Source organism: Paraglaciecola sp. G1-13, from assembly GCF_055809255.1.
This window is the reverse complement of record NZ_CM147903.1, coordinates 1,191,541-1,209,376: the sequence shown is the minus strand read 5'-3', so window position 1 is coordinate 1,209,376 and position 17,836 is coordinate 1,191,541. Positions and strand designations below refer to the sequence as shown.

The following is a 17,836-nucleotide window of genomic DNA, read 5'->3' as shown; positions in this document are numbered from 1 at the left end:
TTGCGCACGTTATGTTCTGTTCCTTTATTATTGTTTAAAAATGCAAATTTGCTCAGGGCGTGTTGAGCTTTTCTGCACATTTTCACAGCGGTCAGTGTGCTGTTTGAGCAAGGTGAATGATTGAAGGTCTAGTGGTCTCAATCAAAACCATTCAACGCGCCCTATCAAAAAGTAAACCTGCCATGACGAGTTTCATTTTTCGCTTGCCTACATCAGAAGTTGCCAGAAACATGCCGCTGGACTAACTTTTCAGCAATTAATCTCAAGTGTTGGTTAATATATATTGATATCAATAACTTACATGTAAATGGTAAAATAAACTCTCAACACCGTCCATTGTCGCCATGCCGCGCCCAACAAAGTGAGCACCATTTTAGTTGCAATGCACCTTTTCAAAGCATCAATTAATGTTGGGTAAGCGCTGCCGGGGCCTTATTGGACGTATTTAGCTACAAGGCCTTTATAAAAAAAAGCTGTAAATGAAAAACCCAAGCACAGTGCTTGGGTTTCTAGGTAATGTTCGACTTATAGACGCGTTATTGAATTTTCATTATCAAGCCGTCTTATAAACTCTGCATATCAATGACGAAGCGATAACGCACGTCGTTACTCTTCATGCGCTCAAACGCGTCATTAATATCCTGCATATCAATTTTTTCGATTTCGGAGACCACATTATGCTCACCGCAAAAATCGAGCATCTCTTGGGTCTCTTTGATACCACCAATAAGAGAACCAGCCAGCGCTTTACGCCCACCAATCATGAATGCACCGTTAACTGCATCGAGTGGCTCAATGGCACCGACAAAACACATAGTGCTGTTGTATTTAAGCAAAGATAGATACGGGTTCACGTCATGCCCCACCGGAATGGTGTTAAGCAAGAAATCAAATTTACCTCGCCATTTTTTCATGGCGTCTTTGTCTTTAGTGACTAACACATCATCCGCGCCAAGCTTTTTGGCGTCATCGGCTTTATCTTTAGAGGTGGTTATCATTACCACATGGGCGCCCATGGCAGAAGCGAACTTAATGCCCATATGGCCCAAGCCACCCAAACCAATCACACCCACTGTCATGCCTTCTTTCACACCATGTTGATGCAACGGTGAGTAAGTTGTGATCCCCGCACACAGTAGTGGCGCGGCAGCGGCTTTATCTAAGTTCTCGGGCACTTTTAGTACGAATTTATCGTTAACCACAACTCGCTTAGAATAACCGCCCTGCGTGATGTCTTCTTCATCATCAGTAGCGTCTTTTAACTTACTGTTATAGGTCATGGTCGCGCCGTTCAAGCAGTGCTGCTCAAGGTTTTCCTCGCAAGCTGCACAAGTTTGACATGAGTCCACCATGCAACCCACACCCACGGTATCGCCTACTTTGAAGTTGCTTACTTTGCTGCCCACAGCGCTGACTTCACCGATGATTTCGTGGCCAGGCACTAGAGGGTAATTGGAGTTGCCCCAGTCGTTTTTAACCGCGTGCAAATCACTGTGACACACCCCACAGAACTGAATATCGATTTGTACATCATGCTCGCCAGGCGCTCGGCGTTTAATGTCATGGGGTGCCATTTGGCCGTCTTCTGATTTTGCTGCATATGCTGAAATAGTCGTCATCATTTATCCCTTGGTTATCGCGAAAGATATTGTGTGTAACCGTCAATTCAATACCCGCTTTCTCGCAGTTGTTAAACTGAGGCGCTAACTACTTTTGCACAAGTCAGCGCCACGTTAAGTGTTAGGTGCAAGCTTTGCGTTGCTTGCCTTACATTAAAAAGGTGTGAGGGTGAAATCTTACATAGCTGATTTAACATGACTCAATGAAGGATAATCCACGTAGCCTTCACTGCCACCGCCGTAGAATGTCTCATCATTTGGCTCGTTATATGGGCCATCTTTAGCGATGCGAGCGGGTAAATCTGGGTTAGCCAAAAACGAGCGCCCGAATGCTACTGCATCAGCGTCGTTATTTTTAATCCACGTATCAGCCTCTTGTGGACTAAATTCACCGTTCGCGATAAACACCCCGCTAAAGGCTGCGCGCATATCTTTAAGCAGTTGGTTACCTTGCTCGATGCCTGAGCCATCGCCTGTGTGGTTATTCGGGCGAACCACATGTAGATAAACGGCACCTTTGCCAGATACTGCTTTAGCCGCGGCAACGTAAGTGCCTTCTGGGTCGTCGTCATAACTGCCACCTGGTCCGCCGGTGGGCGATAAGCGCACACCAATATTATTGCGCGGTATTTCCTGTGCGATAACGTCAATGACTTCTTCGAGTAAACGCAATCGATTTTCGACACTGCCACCATATTGATCGTCTCGTTTGTTCACCGATGAGCGAATGAATTGATCAAGTAAATAGCCGTTGGCAGCATGTAATTCGATACCATCGAACCCAGCTTCCTTGGCGCATTTCGCTGCGTGACGGTAATCGCGTTTAAGGTTATCAATATCCTCAAGCGTCATCGCTTGCGCTGTAGGGTGTGGCACCGTTGGGCCATCAGGCAATAGATCCCCCACAAAGGCTTCGCCTTCAGGTTGAAATTCGCTTGATGAAAATGGCTGCGCATCATGTGGCTGGAACACTTGATGAGAAATTGCCCCAACATGCCATAGTTGACAGAAAATACGCCCCCCCGCGTTGTGCACTGCATCTGTGACCACTTGCCAGTGCTGAACTTGCTCGTCAGTGAAAATGCCCGGCGTCCACGCATAACCTTGGCCCTGAGGGCTGATTTGGGTGGCTTCAGAGATAACCAGGCCCGCAGAAGCCCGTTGTGCGTAATACAAGGCATGCAAAGGCGTTTGTAAATTTTCTCCTGGGGTTGAGCGCGAGCGTGTTAACGGGGCCATGAACACACGATTGTTAAGCTGTATGTTGCCCATATTGATTGGCGCAGATAAAGAAGGAAAGGCGCTTTTTTCGTTGCTTTTTTCACTGCTTTTCTCGCTACTTAGTCCGTTATTTGTTTCGGGCTGAGATGACGTTGAATTATGAATATTTGGCAATGGTATTGTCCTCTTGCTGAGTTACGGCTGCGGCTGCACCTGACACCTTGTGCTTTGGTTGTCGCTTTAAAAGTGCATACCTGTTCGTAACGTTAAAGTGATGTGACGTAGGCTAAGCAAGGGGTATTCCAATCGCTGGAAATTATATACGTTCGCGTGCTCATGCTAGAAGCGCTCTATTGTGTAGACATGTTTGGTTATAACGGAATGATATTTTTAGAAGGTAAAAACTGGTGAGCCAAGCGCTGAAACAGTAATAATTGCAAAGTGAGTGGCAGTATTACTCGGTCGGTTGCGCAGTGACGAAGTGCTTTTAACGTTGCAGTCAACCACGTAATGAGCCGCGTTATTGCGTACCAAAATGAAAGTAATATTAAGACCCGTCAGCAATATCAGCATTAATAAAGCGCGCTCGGCCCTCATTTTTTGCCACATAAAGTGCCTTATCCGCTTGATCGATTAATTGCGTCTTCTGCGTGTCTTTATCTACATGCGTACTTATCAGACCAATGGAACAGCTTACAAAGTCTTGGCCCTGACCTTTACCGTGTTGAATTTTTCTTCTTTCCCACTCTCGCAGCACTTCAGCAGCCAGCGCCTCAGAAGCCAGTGCGTTAATGCCCAGTGATATGACAATAAACTCTTCACCGCCATAGCGCGCAACCGTGTCTGTCTCACGATTAAACACTTGCCTTAATATTTCTGCTTGAATTCTTATCACCTCGTCACCGCGCAAATGCCCATAGCCATCGTTAAAATCTTTAAAATTATCAAGGTCAATCATAAACACACTGATAGATGTGCCTATACGACTAGAAACCGATAGCATCAGATCAAACTGTTGCTCTAAAGCGCCACGATTATATAGCCCAGTTAATTGATCTATTTGATTTAAGTGCACAAGCTTTTCGTTAAGATGCTGAAAGCGCCCAAAGGCACTTTCAATTTGCTTTACGCCAATCAAGCTGATCAGTAAACCAAGGGAGACAAAGCCAAGATTTACCATACCAAAGCCTGCGTAAACAGGGTATGAGCCTACAATTAGAGCAAATCCGAATATAGTAAACGATACAAAAATAATTGAAAATTTGAATGATAATCGCATGATAAACATACAAAAAAGTCCATAAAGCAGAGTCCCCTCATAGGAAAATGAAAACTCTGCTATTTGCCAGCATTGTACAATCAGCCAGTAGTTGGCATAGCACACTAGAAGGAGACTGACACACAGCACTAAGTGATAAATTCGATGGTAATTCGGTAGGAAAGTCAGAGCGAAAAAGATACACAATATTGGCAATTGCATGCCTAACCGAGAGACAAGGTAGACCTGTTTAACCGCTTCGGGGATAACGCTTAAATCCGCAATGATAAAACTCATCATCAGCACTGTACCTAATGCAATCACTTGCCTCAGTTTGCTTAAGCTAAGTAATACAGTGTTATCTGGTATATGACTCGTAATTGTGGCTATTCCAACAAGTAAACCGGTCTATGAACTTTATAGTGCCCAAACGCGCAGATCAACGAAAAGGATAAATGGTGTTAGTGCATGGCGTTACTATAGTGAGGTCTACTATGAAATACCATGTAGACGTCTTAATTTGTAACCGAGTGCCAATATAACCAACAGCATTAACCAAGACCCTAACACAACACCACCCCAATGGCCGCCTTGCCAGAATAGGTTTAAATAGATGCCTCCAGAACTGGCACCAAGATAATAAAAAGTCAGATACAAAGAGGACGCGCTAGCTTTGCCCGTTTTAGCATTTAAGCTTACCCAACTGCTTGCAGTGGAATGCGTTAAAAAGAAACCAAAGGCATTAATCAGTAACCCTAGAATAATCGCATATAAAGACGGAATTAACGTCACGGCTGAACCCAGCATAATTATCACTGTACCCGCCATCATGCATACAGGTTGCGAATAACGCTTGCCCAACTTACCTGAAATAGCCGATGCGTAAGTGCCAGATAAATAAGTTAAAAATAGCAATCCAATATACTGCGCCGATAAAGCATACGGGCTGTCTTTGAGCACAAACGTAACAAAGCTAAATTGGTTCACAAAGACAAAAAAGCTTAGCCCGCCAATCAGGTAACTCAACAGTAAGCGTTTGTTGGCAAGATGTGCTCCCAGCTGATTTAGCATGGGTATAGGCCGCAGCGCTTTGGGGGTAAAGCGTTTTGAGGGCGGTAAAAGCCAAGCAAACACCAATGTCAGGCTCAAACTTAATAACGCCATTATTTCGAATGTGCCCGTTAAACCAAAGTTTTCCCCTAAAAATCCCCCGAGTAACCGCCCACCGATGCCACCGAGTGAATTACCACTGATATAGATACCTACGGCTATCATCAAAGCATCAGCGTTAAATTCATCACTCATGTAGGCCACCGCGATAGCGGGTAAACCTGCTAAAAAGAAACCCTGCGCGGCACGTAAAATCAGCAAATTGTGATAATCACCAGCGAATGCCAAGCAAGTAGTAGTAACCGTAATACCCGCCATGGTGAACAACATGATCCCTTTGCGCCCAACGGCATCAGAGAGCGGCCCATAAAATAATAGAGAGATCCCCAGAGTAAAGGTAGTAATAGTAAAACTGACACTTGATTGCAGCGCGGACACCCCAAACTGCTCAGTTATCATAGGCAATAATGGCTGGGTAACATACAAGTTAGCAAACACCATGAAGGAGCCTAAACACAGTGCTAGGGTGGCGCGCCAAAACGCGGCAGTATCGGGGGCGATCATCCTTGCAGCTTATCCTTAATTACGAGCTCAACTTAGATTGAAAAATAGAATTTCGATACGCTGTGAAAGCAGCTGACATAAAAAAGCGACCTTAGCAAAGGCTAAGGTCGCTTTCCAATCGCTTATCTAAATGACGCCGATTAAGTCAGCTTAGCCGATGCTGGCGATATTCGGCGCCAAGCCCGACAAGTGACTTAAGCAGTGCTCGTTAAGCGAGTTAGAAGCTGTCTTTAGGGATACGCACCCAGCCTTCCATCAATACACGCGCACTGCGACTCATGGACGCTTTTATCACTGACCATTGCCCATCCACTTGCTCGGCAGCCGCGCCGACTTTTAGGGTGCCTGATGGGTGACCGAAACGCACATCGCTACGCTCGTTGCCGCCCGCGGCTAAATTCACCAGTGTACCTGGTATGGCTGCAGCTGTGCCAATGGCCACGGCTGCCGTACCCATCATGGCGTGATGCAATTTACCCATCGACATGGCCCGCACCAGTACATCGATGTCATCACGTTCAATGGTCTTGCCACTGGATGACACATAAGGCGTTGGCGGCGCTACAAACGCGACTTTCGGCGTATGCTGGCGTGACGCAGCTTCACTAATATCCTTGATTAACCCCATTTGCACAGCACCTTGAGCGCGAATGGTTTCAAACTTGGTCAGTGCAGCGGGATCGCCGTTTATCACCTCTTGCAATTCTGTGCCTGTATAACCAATGTCTTCCGCGTTTACAAAAATCGTTGGAATACCTGCATTGATTAACGTGGCTTTAAGGTTGCTTACCCCAACAGCCGCCAGCTCAGGTGAATCCAAGGTATCCACAATATTACCTGTGGGGAACATGCCACTTGGGCCTTCGGCAGCTGCATCGCCGTCATCCGCTGGGTGCATAAATTCTATCAACACTTCAGCTGCAGGAAATGTCACACCGTCTAACTCAAAATCACCGGTTTCTTGTACTTCGCCATCGGTGATGGGCACATGGGCGATGATGGTTTTCTGGATATTTTGCTGCCAAATACGCACCTCGGCAATGCCGTTTTGCGGAATACGGCTGGCGCTCACCAAACCATTACTGATGGCAAACGAGCCCACAGCAGCCGTTAAGTTACCGCAGTTACCACTCCAATCGACAAAGGCTTTATCGATAGCCACTTGGCCGAACAGATAATTCACATCGTGGCAGGCTCGATCGCTTTTCGACAGGATCACCGTTTTACTGGTACTCGACGTTGCGCCGCCCATACCGTCGGTTTGCTTAGCGTAAGGATCAGGGCTGCCAATCACCCGCAGTAAGAGGTTGTCCCTTGCAGGGCCAGGCTTTTGCGCCACCTCTGGTAAGTCATTCAGAGCGAAGAACACCCCTTTACTGGTGCCTCCGCGCATATATGTCGCAGGGATTTTGATTTGTGGCTGATGTGTTTTAGATTCAGTAGCCATGCCTACTCCTTACCCTACTGTCGCTTCAAGAAAGTCTTGCGCGAAGCGTTGTAGCACACCGCCCGCTTCATAGATGGACGATTCCTCTTGGGTATCAATACGGCACTTCACCGGCACACTCACCTGCTCACCGTTTTTGCGGGTAATGTTCAGGGTCATTTGTGCACCTGGCTTGCGCTCACCTACTACATCATAGGTTTCACTGCCATCTATCTGGTACGTGTGACGGTTATCTCCCGGCATAAACTCCAGCGGTAATACGCCCATACCAATTAAGTTAGTACGGTGAATACGCTCAAAACCTTCGGCAACAATCACTTCAACACCCGCTAAGCGTACGCCTTTGGCTGCCCAGTCACGGGATGACCCCTGACCATAATCCGCACCCGCCACAATAATCAGTGGCTGCTTGCGCTGCATGTAGGTTTCAATCGCTTCCCACATACGCATTTCTGTACCCTGTGGCTCTAAACGCGTTAGCGAGCCTTGTTTGACCTTGCTTTTCCCGTCAGCACCGACTTCACGCACCATTTCATTAAACAGTTTAGGATTTGCAAACGTTGCGCGCTGAGCGGTTAAGTGGTCGCCCCTGTGGGTCGCGTAAGAGTTAAAGTCTTCTTCGGGCAACCCCATTTTGTGCAAATAGGCACCTGCCGCGCTGTTTAATTGAATAGCGTTTGAAGGCGATAAGTGATCCGTAGTGATGTTGTCGCCCAACACCGCCAATGGACGTAAGCCCTTCATGGAGCGCTCGCCGGCTAAGGCCCCTTCCCAATAAGGAGGACGACGAATATAGGTACTTTGTGGGCGCCAATCGTACTGAGGGTTGATGTGCGCGCCATACTCCACTTTTAAATCAAACATGGGCTCGTACACTTTGCGGAACTGCTCAGGTTTAACGCTGGCTTTGACGACCGCATCGATCTCTTGATCGGTAGGCCAAATATCTTTTAGCGTGACTGGATTACCGTTTTTATCATGGCCTAAAATATCCCGTTCGATATCAAAACGAATAGTACCGGCAATAGCATACGCCACGACTAAAGGGGGTGACGCCAAAAACGCTTGCTGCGCATAAGGGTGAATACGCCCATCAAAGTTACGGTTACCCGACAACACAGCCGTTGTGTATAGGTCGCGCTCGGTAATTTCTTGTTGGATCACCGGGTCAAGCGCACCGCTCATGCCGTTACATGATGTACAAGCAAATGCCACCACGCCAAACCCGAGTTGTTCTAGCTCAGGCAATAATTTGGCGTCTTCTAAATACAGCTGCACCGCTTTTGAGCCAGGTGCCAAAGAGCTTTTTACCCAAGGCTTACGCGTTAAGCCAAGCTTGTTGGCATTGCGAGCAATTAAGCCAGCCGCCACCATGTTGCGCGGGTTACTGGTGTTGGTACAACTGGTTATCGCCGCAATGATAACAGCGCCATCGGGCATTTTGCCTTCTTCGTTTTCTATCACCCCACTGATACCACGTTCGGCCAATTCAGAGGTGGGTACGCGACTATGAGGGTTCGACGGTCCAGCAATGTTGCGCCCAATAGTCGATAAATCAAATGTCAGTACACGCTCGTACTCAGCAGTTTCAAGGCTATCAGCCCATAAACCAGTGTGTTTTGCGTAGGTTTCAACCAATTTCACCTGCTCGTCATCACGGCCGGTGAGAGTCAAATAATCAATGGTTTGACGGTCAATATAGAACATGGCTGCGGTGGCACCGTATTCTGGGGTCATGTTTGAAATGGTTGCGCGGTCACCCAAGGTCAGGTGCTTAGTGCCTTCGCCGTAAAACTCTAGATACGACGACACCACTTTTTCTTTACGTAAAAATTCGGTCAATGCCAACACCACATCAGTGGCGGTGATCCCCGCTTGCGGCCGGCCTGTCAATTCCACACCGATAATATCTGGTAGGCGCATGTACGACGCGCGCCCTAGCATAACGCTTTCTGCTTCAAGACCACCCACACCAATCGACATCACGCCAAGGGCATCGACCATGGGTGTGTGGCTGTCGGTCCCCACTAACGTATCCGGAAAGGCCACGCCATTTAGCTTTTGCACCACTGGCGACATACGCTCAAGGTTAATTTGATGCAAAATGCCGTTACCCGATGGAATAACATCGACGTTTTTAAACGAGGTTTTGGTCCATTGAATAAAATGAAAGCGGTCTTCGTTGCGTCTGTCTTCTACCGCGCGATTTTTCTCAAATGCGTCTTTATCAAAACCACCGTATTCAACGGCCAATGAGTGATCCACCACTAACTGGGTGGGCACCACTGGGTTTACTTTTGACGGGTCACCGCCTTTTTCAGCGATGGCATCGCGCAATCCGGCTAAGTCAACCAACGCCGTTTGCCCAAGAATATCGTGGCACACCACGCGTGCGGGAAACCAAGGAAAGTCCAAGTCACGTTTACGATCAATCAACTGCTTAAGCGAGTCGGTGAGTTGTTCAGGGGCACAGCGTCTTACCAAGTTTTCAGCGAGCACCCGTGAGGTATAAGGTAATTTGGCATAAGCGCCAGGGGTAATGGCATCCACGGCTGCTTGAGTATCAAAATAGTCAAGCTGGGTGCCTGGAAGAGGTTTACGGTAATCAGTATTCATAGCGGTCCTTAAATACGAGAGTAACAACGCGCCAGTCATAACCTGTTTGATAATGAGAAATGCAGATACTGGCGAAAAAATGTAAGCGATGAGGCACAAGCGAATGCATACACATTCGCCCTGCTCGCCCGCTTAGCGCTGACTAATAGGTGACACTTTACGCGGCTCTGGCCCAACGTAATCGGCACTTGGGCGAATAATACGATTGTTGCTGCGCTGCTCCATCACGTGTGCAGCCCAACCAGTTAGGCGTGAACACACAAAAATCGGCGTGAACAATTTAGTCGGAATCCCCATAAAGTGATACGCAGACGCATGGAAGAAATCCGCATTACAGAACAGTTTTTTGCTGTCCCACATGAATTCTTCACAGGCCACTGAAATGTCATACAAGGATGTATCGCCATTTTCTTGCGCCAGTTTTTCTGACCATCGTTTGATGATCACGTTACGCGGGTCAGACTCGCGGTAAATCGCATGGCCAAAGCCCATGATTTTTTCTTTACGCTCAAGCATGCCAGCCATTTGTTCTTTGGCGTCCGCAGGGGAGCTGAACTTTTGGATCATGTCCATGGCGGCTTCATTCGCCCCTCCATGTAATGGACCGCGCAACGAACCAATCGCGCCGGTCACACAAGAGAACATGTCAGACAGCGTCGACGCACACACACGCGCAGTAAAGGTAGAAGCATTAAATTCATGCTCTGCGTACAAAATAAGCGATACATCCATCACTTTACGGTGCTGCTCTGATGGTGTTTTACCGTGAAGTAACGCCAGAAAATGTCCGCCTAACGAGTCTTCATCTGTGGTGCAATCAATCTCAACGCCATCATGGGTGAAGCGATACCAGTAACACATGATGGCAGGAAACGCCGCCAACAAACGATTCGCTGCCTTATGCTGCTGGGAAAAGTCTGTTTCTGGCTCAATGTTGCCTAGAAATGAGCACCCTGTGCGCATTACATCCATTGGGTGTGCGTCTTTTGGAATAAGTTTCAGCACCTCTTTAAGTGCTTGGGGTAAATCACGCTGGGTCAGCAAAGATGCTTTGTATTCGTCGAGTTGGGCTTGATTAGGCAGTTCACCATTAAACAGCAAGTAAGCCACTTCTTCAAAGGTCGCGTTGTCCGCTAAATCCGAAACGTCATAACCTGAGTACGTTAAACCAGAACCTGACTTACCCACTGTACATAACGCCGTTTCACCCGCGCTTTGACCACGTAAACCCGCACCACTTAATTTTTTGTCAACCATGATTTGCTCCTAAATATGTATTCGTTAACGTTTATTTGACGTGCTCGTTAAAACGTTAATCACTTTGATTTTTTTGCGCCGTGAAACTTCGGTTTACGCGACGCTATTTATGCGCTTACTTGTTTTTGCCTTGGGCAAAAAGACTGTCTAGCTTTTGTTCGTAATCGTGATAATTCAGGTAATCGTAAAGCTCCATGCGTGTTTGCATGGTATCGACCACAGAGGTTTGATCCCCCTGCTCTAGGATTGCGTTGTACACGTTTTCGGCCGCTTTGTTCATGGCGCGAAATGCACTTAATGGGTAAAGCACCATCGCGGCACCCCACTCACCTAGCACTTGTTTGTTCCATAATTCGGTTTGGCCAAACTCAGTGATATTCGCCAAAATCGGCACATCTAAGGCCTCGGCGAAGGCGCGGTAGTGCTCTTCTGTTTTAATCGCTTCTGCGAATATACCGTCGGCACCGGCAGCAACATACGCTTTAGCGCGGGCAATGGCGGCGTCTAAACCTTCTTGGGCGAACGAATCAGTGCGGGCCATGATGAAAAAGTCAGGGTCGGTGCGCGCATCAACCGCCGCTTTGATTCGGTCAACCATTTCCTCTAAAGGCACAATTTCTTTGTTCGGGCGATGACCACAGCGCTTTTGGGCCACTTGGTCTTCCATATGTACCGCAGCAGCACCCGCCTTTTCCATATCGCGAATGGTTTTGGCAATATTAAATGCACCGCCCCACCCCGTGTCGATATCCACTAACAGCGGTAAGTCACAGGCCGAGGTAATACGCTGCACGTCGACAATCACGTCGTTTAGTGACGTCATGCCTAAATCCGGTAACCCGTAAGAAGCATTCGCCACACCGCCACCTGATAAGTAAATGGCTTTGTGGCCAATTTTCTTGGCCATCATGGCGGAATACGCGTTGATCGCCCCAACGATTTGCAGCGGTTTATTATCGGCTAAGGCTTGGCGGAATTTTTGACCTGGGCTCATATGACTTGCTCCTTAGAGTAGTTATTATGTGATGAGGTGAACATTCACCCCAATGCAACAATTAAAGGGTTATTTGATGACAACAAAATGACGCCACAGCTAGACCGGCTGTGGCGCTAATTTGCGCTGAATATTATTTTTCGAATATAAAATATGGCGGCGCATCAGCATCTCTGCTAACTCGCCGTCCCGATTCGAGATCGCTTGTACAATATGTTTATGCTCATCAAACGCTGTGCTTACGCGAGGGCCAGACATGCCCAACTGCACGCGATACATGCGCACCAAATGATAAATACCGTTGACTAGCATGGTGATAAGGTGGTTGTTTTTACTGCCTAAAATAATTCGGTAGTGAAAGTCCACGTCCCCTGCCTCTTGATAATAAGAGCCGTGATTTTTTAAGTCTTGGGAGTGCACATTAAGTAGAGCATTTAAGTCGGCGATTTCGTCATTGGTCATATTTTGTGCCGCTAAACGCGCGGCCATGCCTTCAAGGGACTCACGTACTTGATACAAGTCCACCAGCCCTTCGGGAGACAAAGACACCACGCGCGCGCCCACATTGGCTTTGCGCTCGACAATATGACACGCCTCTAAGCGGTTTATCGCTTCTCGGATAACGGCGCGGCTCACGCCATACTTTGTCGACAATTCCGTTTCACTAAGCTTTGAACCCGCCAGCACCACACCTTCAACGATGTCTTTACGCAACTGGAAAAAGGTTTTATCAGCAGCAGTAATAGGTTGTTCGGTTAGGTTTTGCATGAATTTAGCGTGTTCTCTTGAGTGATGGCGCCCGATGAAGACGACAGTTTTTACTGAAAATAAAGTGCGTCAGCGAGTTAGGTAAAGTGCGTCAGCGACTTAAATAAAGTGCGTCAGCGATTTAATGTTGTCGACAATATAGCAGAGTAATTGGTTTTTTCAAGAGGGAATTGCGGGTATTGTCGACAATTTGCTCTTTTTTTAATCTGGCGGTTGTTTATGTGCCGCGTGCACGATCATTCGCTGCGCTTATCTTATGAGCTTCGCTCACGGAGCACAGCTTCGCTGCCTATGAGCTGCGCTCACTTATGCGCAATGCTTACTTTATGGCCTGCGGCCACCTATGGTCTTTGACCACTTATGCACTGCGTGCACTGAGCACAGCTTCGCTGCTTAATTTATGGCCTGCGGCCACTATGCGCTGCGCTTATCGTCATCCATGACGAGTATGACTCTCGTCCCTACGAGCCAGTAACTTCTTTTCAACAGCCAAAAGAAGTCACCAAGAAAGGCCGACCTCCAACCAATTTTTTGATCCATATTTTTATTCGCCTTCAATGCCATAGCGGCGAAAGGAAACATCCATGTAAAGCACTTCGCCTTGTCCAGACGTCCCTGTCTGGTCATCTGGCAAGCCGAAGAAAAAGATGGAAAATTGGAGTCGTAAAAAAACCAAAAGCAGCGACTTCGTCGCCAAAGACAGTTGATTCGAGAAACTGTGCGCTTCGTTGCCTATTTATGGCCTACGGCCACCTATGCACTGCGCTTATGGCATCCATGCCTATTTTCAAACCGCGTCCCGCGGCTCAACTGACTTTTTACCAACAGCCGTAAAAAGTAAGCAAAAAGGGCCGCTCTCCAGCAAGACTCTATTCCCTGTGCGTCTCGACTAACACCGGTCATGAAAACGCGTTCCCGACACGACTTTCACTTAGATTGCATCCATGCAATCGACCCAGTGTAAGCCTTCGATGCTCGGGGAGTCTTGAGTCGAGAAACGGGTGCTTCGTAGTTAGAGTAAATGAAAAATGTACTATGAATAGCATTCAAGCAGCCGGCTCCAACAAACTTTCTATCCCGTTAAAAGTAGCGCCTTTATTGTCAGACCGACGTGAGGAAACATCCCTGTAAAGCAACACGCCTTGTCCAGACCTCCCTGTCTGGCCATCTGACAAGTCGCCACTTTGATCGGGAAAGTTTGAGTCGTAAGAAAAGCAAAAGCAGCGGCTGCGTCGCCAAAGAAAGTTGAGTCGAGAAACGGAGCGCTTCGTTGCTTATTTATTGCCAGCGGCGACTATGCGCTTCGCTGAACCACAAGAACTAATGATAAAGATTATGTTTAAGAAATGGAAAAAATTTAACCTGTACAACAAGTTACGGTGTATGCTAAAAACGACATATAGGGAAAGGCGGAAAAATTCCGTGTTTAAATAAGGAACTTTTCCGGCTATTAATATTGTTAGGCGATAAGGGAATAACATGATATCAATTAAAAGGATTGAGGCTGGCCAGTACTCCGTTTCGGATGGCCGTTTCATTGTTAAAGACGGTGCCAACTGGTACGTACTTAAATCAGACGGTAATGCAGACTTTGGTCCGTTACCTACATTAGCTACAGCAAAAGAATATGTAACTGCGGGTACTACATCGGTAGGTAAACACAATCTTGCATCAAAACATGGCCGCAGGCAGAGTAAAAAAGAGTTTAATGCCTACCTAGCGTCAGAGGCTAAAAATGGTAATTCTGGCCCACTCATAATTTACATTCTAATAATGGTCGCTATTTGCATTTTCTTTCTAGTTGTAAGAGGTTATTAGTTTAGGCTGTTTGGGCAAATCGCCTTACAAAACACTGTAGTCACTCGCTGCCGCTCGTTGGGGCACAAACACGCAGGCTCCCTTCGCTTCGCTCTGTATTATAGCCTGCGTATTTGCGCCCCTAAGTGGGAAGTTATAGGACTAGTAGGATACTTGATGATTGAAAAACTATTTCGATTTAAGGCTACAAAAGAGACTGTTGACTCCCATATAGATATCTTAAAAGTGATAATCTCACTTTGTTCTCTATTTATTGGTGGCCTCGTATTCAAAGGGGCTCCTGCGTTTCCGGCTTATTATCTAAAGGTCTCGGTTCTCTTTGCTGTTATATCATGTGTCTGCTGTCTGGCTGCATCTGTCAAATTGGCTGAGTTCAAATCAGGAAACCTAGAAAAACCTAGCTATGGTGTTTCATTTTATTTTTTACTAGGTTGGACTTCCTTTTTGTTAGCTATCGGTAGTCTAGGATTAGGCATCGTCATATAACAAACGAATTAAATCGCTCGCAAGCTCGCTGGGACGCTAATGAATTAACAAGACACCCATGTGAATTCATGTCAAATACACACTTAAAACACCGGATTATTAGTGTGCAAAGCACATGCTTTGTCTTTTTCACGACTCCAATTTTCCATCTTTTTAATTGGCTTGTCAGATGTCCAGACAAGGGTGAGCCCGTGGCTTTTAGGAGCAACGCTCCTATCGGGTGAACGATTCGCCATGGATGGTGAAGCTGAGTGAGACACCAAGGATGGGTTTAAACACAGTTTTGAATTATAAGTTTTCGAAGAGCTTAGTCAGCGAAGTGTTTTACAAGGATGTTACCTTTCGCCGTTCTGGCTTTGAAGACAATTAAAAATATGGATCAAAAAATTGGTTGGAGATCGGCTTCTTTTGCTTACTTTTCTTAGCTGTTGAAGAAAAGTAAGTCGGACGAAATGGATTTCGTTTTAAAAAAAGGCATGGATGTCGTGTGTGCAGCACATTTCTCGTAAAAATGAATTAACAAGCGCTGTTAGAACTCATTTATATCCCTCCTTGCCTACTATACGCGAACTGCGTACACTTTGATGATGAAGTGTATATTCGTAGAATCAAAAATATTTGAGAAATATCGAGATGACTACCTCAATGATGAAGAGTTTAGGCTGTTTCAAGCTGAACTAATGTCAAACCCTAAACAAGGGGATGTTATTCAAGGTACAGCTGGTTTGCGCAAGCTTCGAGTTGCAAGTAAGGGTAAAGGTAAGCGTGGTGGTTCACGTGTCATTTATTACTTTTTTGATCAAAAACGACGCTTCTATTTACTCACTATTTATGGGAAGAGTGAAATGTCAGATTTAACCCCAGATCAAAAGAATCAATTAAAGACTTTTATGGAGGTATGGCGCAATGAGCAATCGTGATTTATTTACAGAATTAAGCTCGGCTCTTGTTGAAGCAAAAGAGCATTCAGAGGGGAAGCTTACCCTTAAAACACATCAAGTTAATGACTCAAATGAACTTGATATTTCACCTAGTGAAATTGTACATATTCGGGAAAAATTTAATATGTCTCGCGGTGTATTTGCTAGCTTGCTTCATACATCTTCCCGTACTTTAGAGAACTGGGAGCAAGGACGCAGTGCTCCAAATGGGCAAGCAATTACTCTTTTGAAATTAGTACAACGTCATCCTGAAACTCTCTCGCACATAGCAGAGCTATAATCGGATAACCGGAGGCCTCTAAACTCCTGCGCTCCTGCCCTTAGATACGAAGATAGATACGAAGACACCCATGTTAAAAATGTTCCTTATTAAATTAACGATGAATCAATCACTAGTGGTTTTCAAAAGAAGGGTAAGACAAGTCGCCACTTTGAGCGGAAAAGTTTGAGTCACGAAAAGGCAAAAGCAGCGACAGCAACGGCAAAGCCTGCGCTATGCTTATTTATGGCCTGTGGCAATTATGTGCTTCGCTCCCGCCATCACCGCAACTGGAGCGCCGGCCAAGTATTCTCTGCGTAGCCGTACTTCCCGCCATCCATTTGGTCACCTGCGCGCCTTGACTGACATTCGTAATGAAGACTTTAATTGATTTTTATTTGCCCTTGAATCCACTAAATCAGAGGCGCTGGAATGTAAAAACAGGGCGAGTTATGAAGTCACTCAAATAGCGAGGGCAGCAATCTTCATTCACTTCCCTTAAACGTTCGCTTTTTGTCGAATACGGTAAGCCCCTTTAATCAATAATCCTGAGCAGCTACCCACTCTCTTGGGGTTTTACCATTTAGACGGCGAAACGCGGCTGAAAATTTACTGGGATTGGAATACCCAACTGCCATAGATATTTCGGTAACACTATCCCCTCTGCGTAGTAGTTTTTTCGCTACCTCCATGCGACGCATAGTCATATATTCGAATGGCGCGTAGCCCGTTGCCGCGCGAAAAGTGCGGGTAAAGGTACGTACATCTAAATTTGCTTCTTGAGCCACGGCTGAAACACGCAAGTTTGTATCTAACTTATTATTAATGAACTCAAGTGAACGATTCAAACGGGCTCCAGATAGTGGGTTGACCACTCGTTTCAGAGTAGGGTTTTTACGATAGTTGGCTAATTCGTGCAGAATAACCAACAGCCCTTGTTCAAAAAACGCACTGGTGAGTCCATTTGCTTCTGCGTCGCGCCATAACGCGGTCATTACTGAGGTGATTAACGGATTGCGGTGAAAACTTGATGCTGCAGGCAAAAGCTCATCGGTCGATATTTTTTCACCGATCACATTTTCAAACATTGTTAGATCGACTGCGATCCCTAACATTGAAATAGGTGAGTAATAGCCAGTCGCTTCTGAATGAGGAACGGATACCATCACGTCACCTGCTCGAATAACGCCTTCAATATTGGCCTCTTTAGAGAATCGACCTAATTTAGCCACACCCGCTGTGCACAGGTTAAGCATTAAACGTGGAGAAGCTTCAAAGTAACCATCAAAGGCGTCAAAGTGAGCATGTGCAAGCTGTAACATCCCATTTGGATCGCTAATTGATATGGATGGCTTCACACCTAAATCTGTTATTCGATTATTAAAATCTGCATGTTGCTGCTGCCAAGTTTGAATACACATCTAAATTCATCCCTATTAAATGATGCCGCTATTGGAGTAATTCGCCCTTAATTGGAG

General features: G+C 46.3%; 14 protein-coding genes. 4 read left to right on the top strand and 10 right to left on the bottom strand.

The features are described 5' to 3' along the window. Positions 1–563: 563 nt before the first annotated feature. The 9 genes from AC0L6N_RS05080 to AC0L6N_RS05040 all read right to left on the bottom strand — a co-directional run bounded on the left by AC0L6N_RS05080 (position 564) and on the right by AC0L6N_RS05040 (position 12,854). Positions 564–1,619, bottom strand: a complete 1,056-nt coding sequence (locus AC0L6N_RS05080; protein WP_473481253.1) for an NAD(P)-dependent alcohol dehydrogenase — start codon at positions 1,617–1,619, stop codon at positions 564–566. Between the two features lie 177 nt (positions 1,620–1,796). Beyond that, a complete protein-coding gene (locus AC0L6N_RS05075; RefSeq protein ID WP_473481251.1) occupies positions 1,797–2,897 on the bottom strand; it encodes an alkene reductase in 1,101 nt (366 codons plus the stop codon). 490 nt (positions 2,898–3,387) lie between these two features. After that, positions 3,388–4,398, bottom strand: a complete 1,011-nt coding sequence (locus AC0L6N_RS05070; RefSeq protein WP_473479461.1) for a GGDEF domain-containing protein — start codon at positions 4,396–4,398, stop codon at positions 3,388–3,390. Positions 4,399–4,590: 192 nt separating this feature from the next. Beyond that, a complete protein-coding gene (locus tag AC0L6N_RS05065) occupies positions 4,591–5,772 on the bottom strand; it encodes an MFS transporter (RefSeq protein ID WP_473479459.1) in 1,182 nt (393 codons plus the stop codon). Positions 5,773–5,989: 217 nt separating this feature from the next. Next, on the bottom strand, positions 5,990–7,219 hold the full coding sequence (prpF, locus tag AC0L6N_RS05060; RefSeq protein WP_473479456.1) for a 2-methylaconitate cis-trans isomerase PrpF: 1,230 nt from the start codon (positions 7,217–7,219) through the stop codon (positions 5,990–5,992). Positions 7,220–7,228: 9 nt separating this feature from the next. Beyond that, a complete protein-coding gene (gene acnD / locus AC0L6N_RS05055; RefSeq protein WP_473479454.1) occupies positions 7,229–9,835 on the bottom strand; it encodes a Fe/S-dependent 2-methylisocitrate dehydratase AcnD in 2,607 nt (868 codons plus the stop codon). Between the two features lie 132 nt (positions 9,836–9,967). Next, the gene (prpC, locus tag AC0L6N_RS05050) at positions 9,968–11,092 is read right to left on the bottom strand and encodes a bifunctional 2-methylcitrate synthase/citrate synthase (RefSeq protein ID WP_473479452.1); all 1,125 of its coding nucleotides are present in this window, start codon (positions 11,090–11,092) and stop codon (positions 9,968–9,970) included. A 115-nt stretch (positions 11,093–11,207) separates the two neighbouring features. Continuing rightward, positions 11,208–12,086: a methylisocitrate lyase gene (gene prpB, locus AC0L6N_RS05045; protein ID WP_473479451.1), complete on the bottom strand. Its 879-nt coding sequence runs from the start codon at positions 12,084–12,086 to the stop codon at positions 11,208–11,210. A 99-nt stretch (positions 12,087–12,185) separates the two neighbouring features. Then, on the bottom strand, positions 12,186–12,854 hold the full coding sequence (locus AC0L6N_RS05040; protein WP_473479448.1) for a GntR family transcriptional regulator: 669 nt from the start codon (positions 12,852–12,854) through the stop codon (positions 12,186–12,188). A 1,479-nt stretch (positions 12,855–14,333) separates the two neighbouring features. Here AC0L6N_RS05040 and AC0L6N_RS05035 point away from each other — a divergent pair. The 4 genes from AC0L6N_RS05035 to AC0L6N_RS05020 all read left to right on the top strand — a co-directional run bounded on the left by AC0L6N_RS05035 (position 14,334) and on the right by AC0L6N_RS05020 (position 16,379). After that, positions 14,334–14,672 (top strand): hypothetical protein, encoded by a 339-nt coding sequence (locus AC0L6N_RS05035; protein ID WP_473479446.1) that lies wholly within the window; start codon positions 14,334–14,336, stop codon positions 14,670–14,672. A gap of 156 nt (positions 14,673–14,828) precedes the next feature. Next, positions 14,829–15,158, top strand: coding sequence for a hypothetical protein (locus AC0L6N_RS05030; RefSeq protein ID WP_473479444.1), 330 nt, complete (start codon positions 14,829–14,831; stop codon positions 15,156–15,158). Between the two features lie 584 nt (positions 15,159–15,742). Continuing rightward, on the top strand, positions 15,743–16,078 hold the full coding sequence (locus AC0L6N_RS05025) for a type II toxin-antitoxin system RelE/ParE family toxin (protein WP_473479442.1): 336 nt from the start codon (positions 15,743–15,745) through the stop codon (positions 16,076–16,078). Then, positions 16,065–16,379 carry a helix-turn-helix domain-containing protein gene (locus tag AC0L6N_RS05020; protein WP_473479440.1) on the top strand — a complete coding sequence of 105 codons (315 nt, stop codon included), beginning with the start codon at positions 16,065–16,067 and terminating at the stop codon, positions 16,377–16,379. Before AC0L6N_RS05025 ends, AC0L6N_RS05020 begins: the two co-directional genes overlap by 14 nt. Before the next feature lie 518 nt (positions 16,380–16,897). Here AC0L6N_RS05020 and AC0L6N_RS05015 read toward each other — a convergent pair. Further along, positions 16,898–17,779: a helix-turn-helix transcriptional regulator gene (locus AC0L6N_RS05015; RefSeq protein ID WP_473479437.1), complete on the bottom strand. Its 882-nt coding sequence runs from the start codon at positions 17,777–17,779 to the stop codon at positions 16,898–16,900. Between the last annotated feature and the right edge of the window lie 57 nt (positions 17,780–17,836).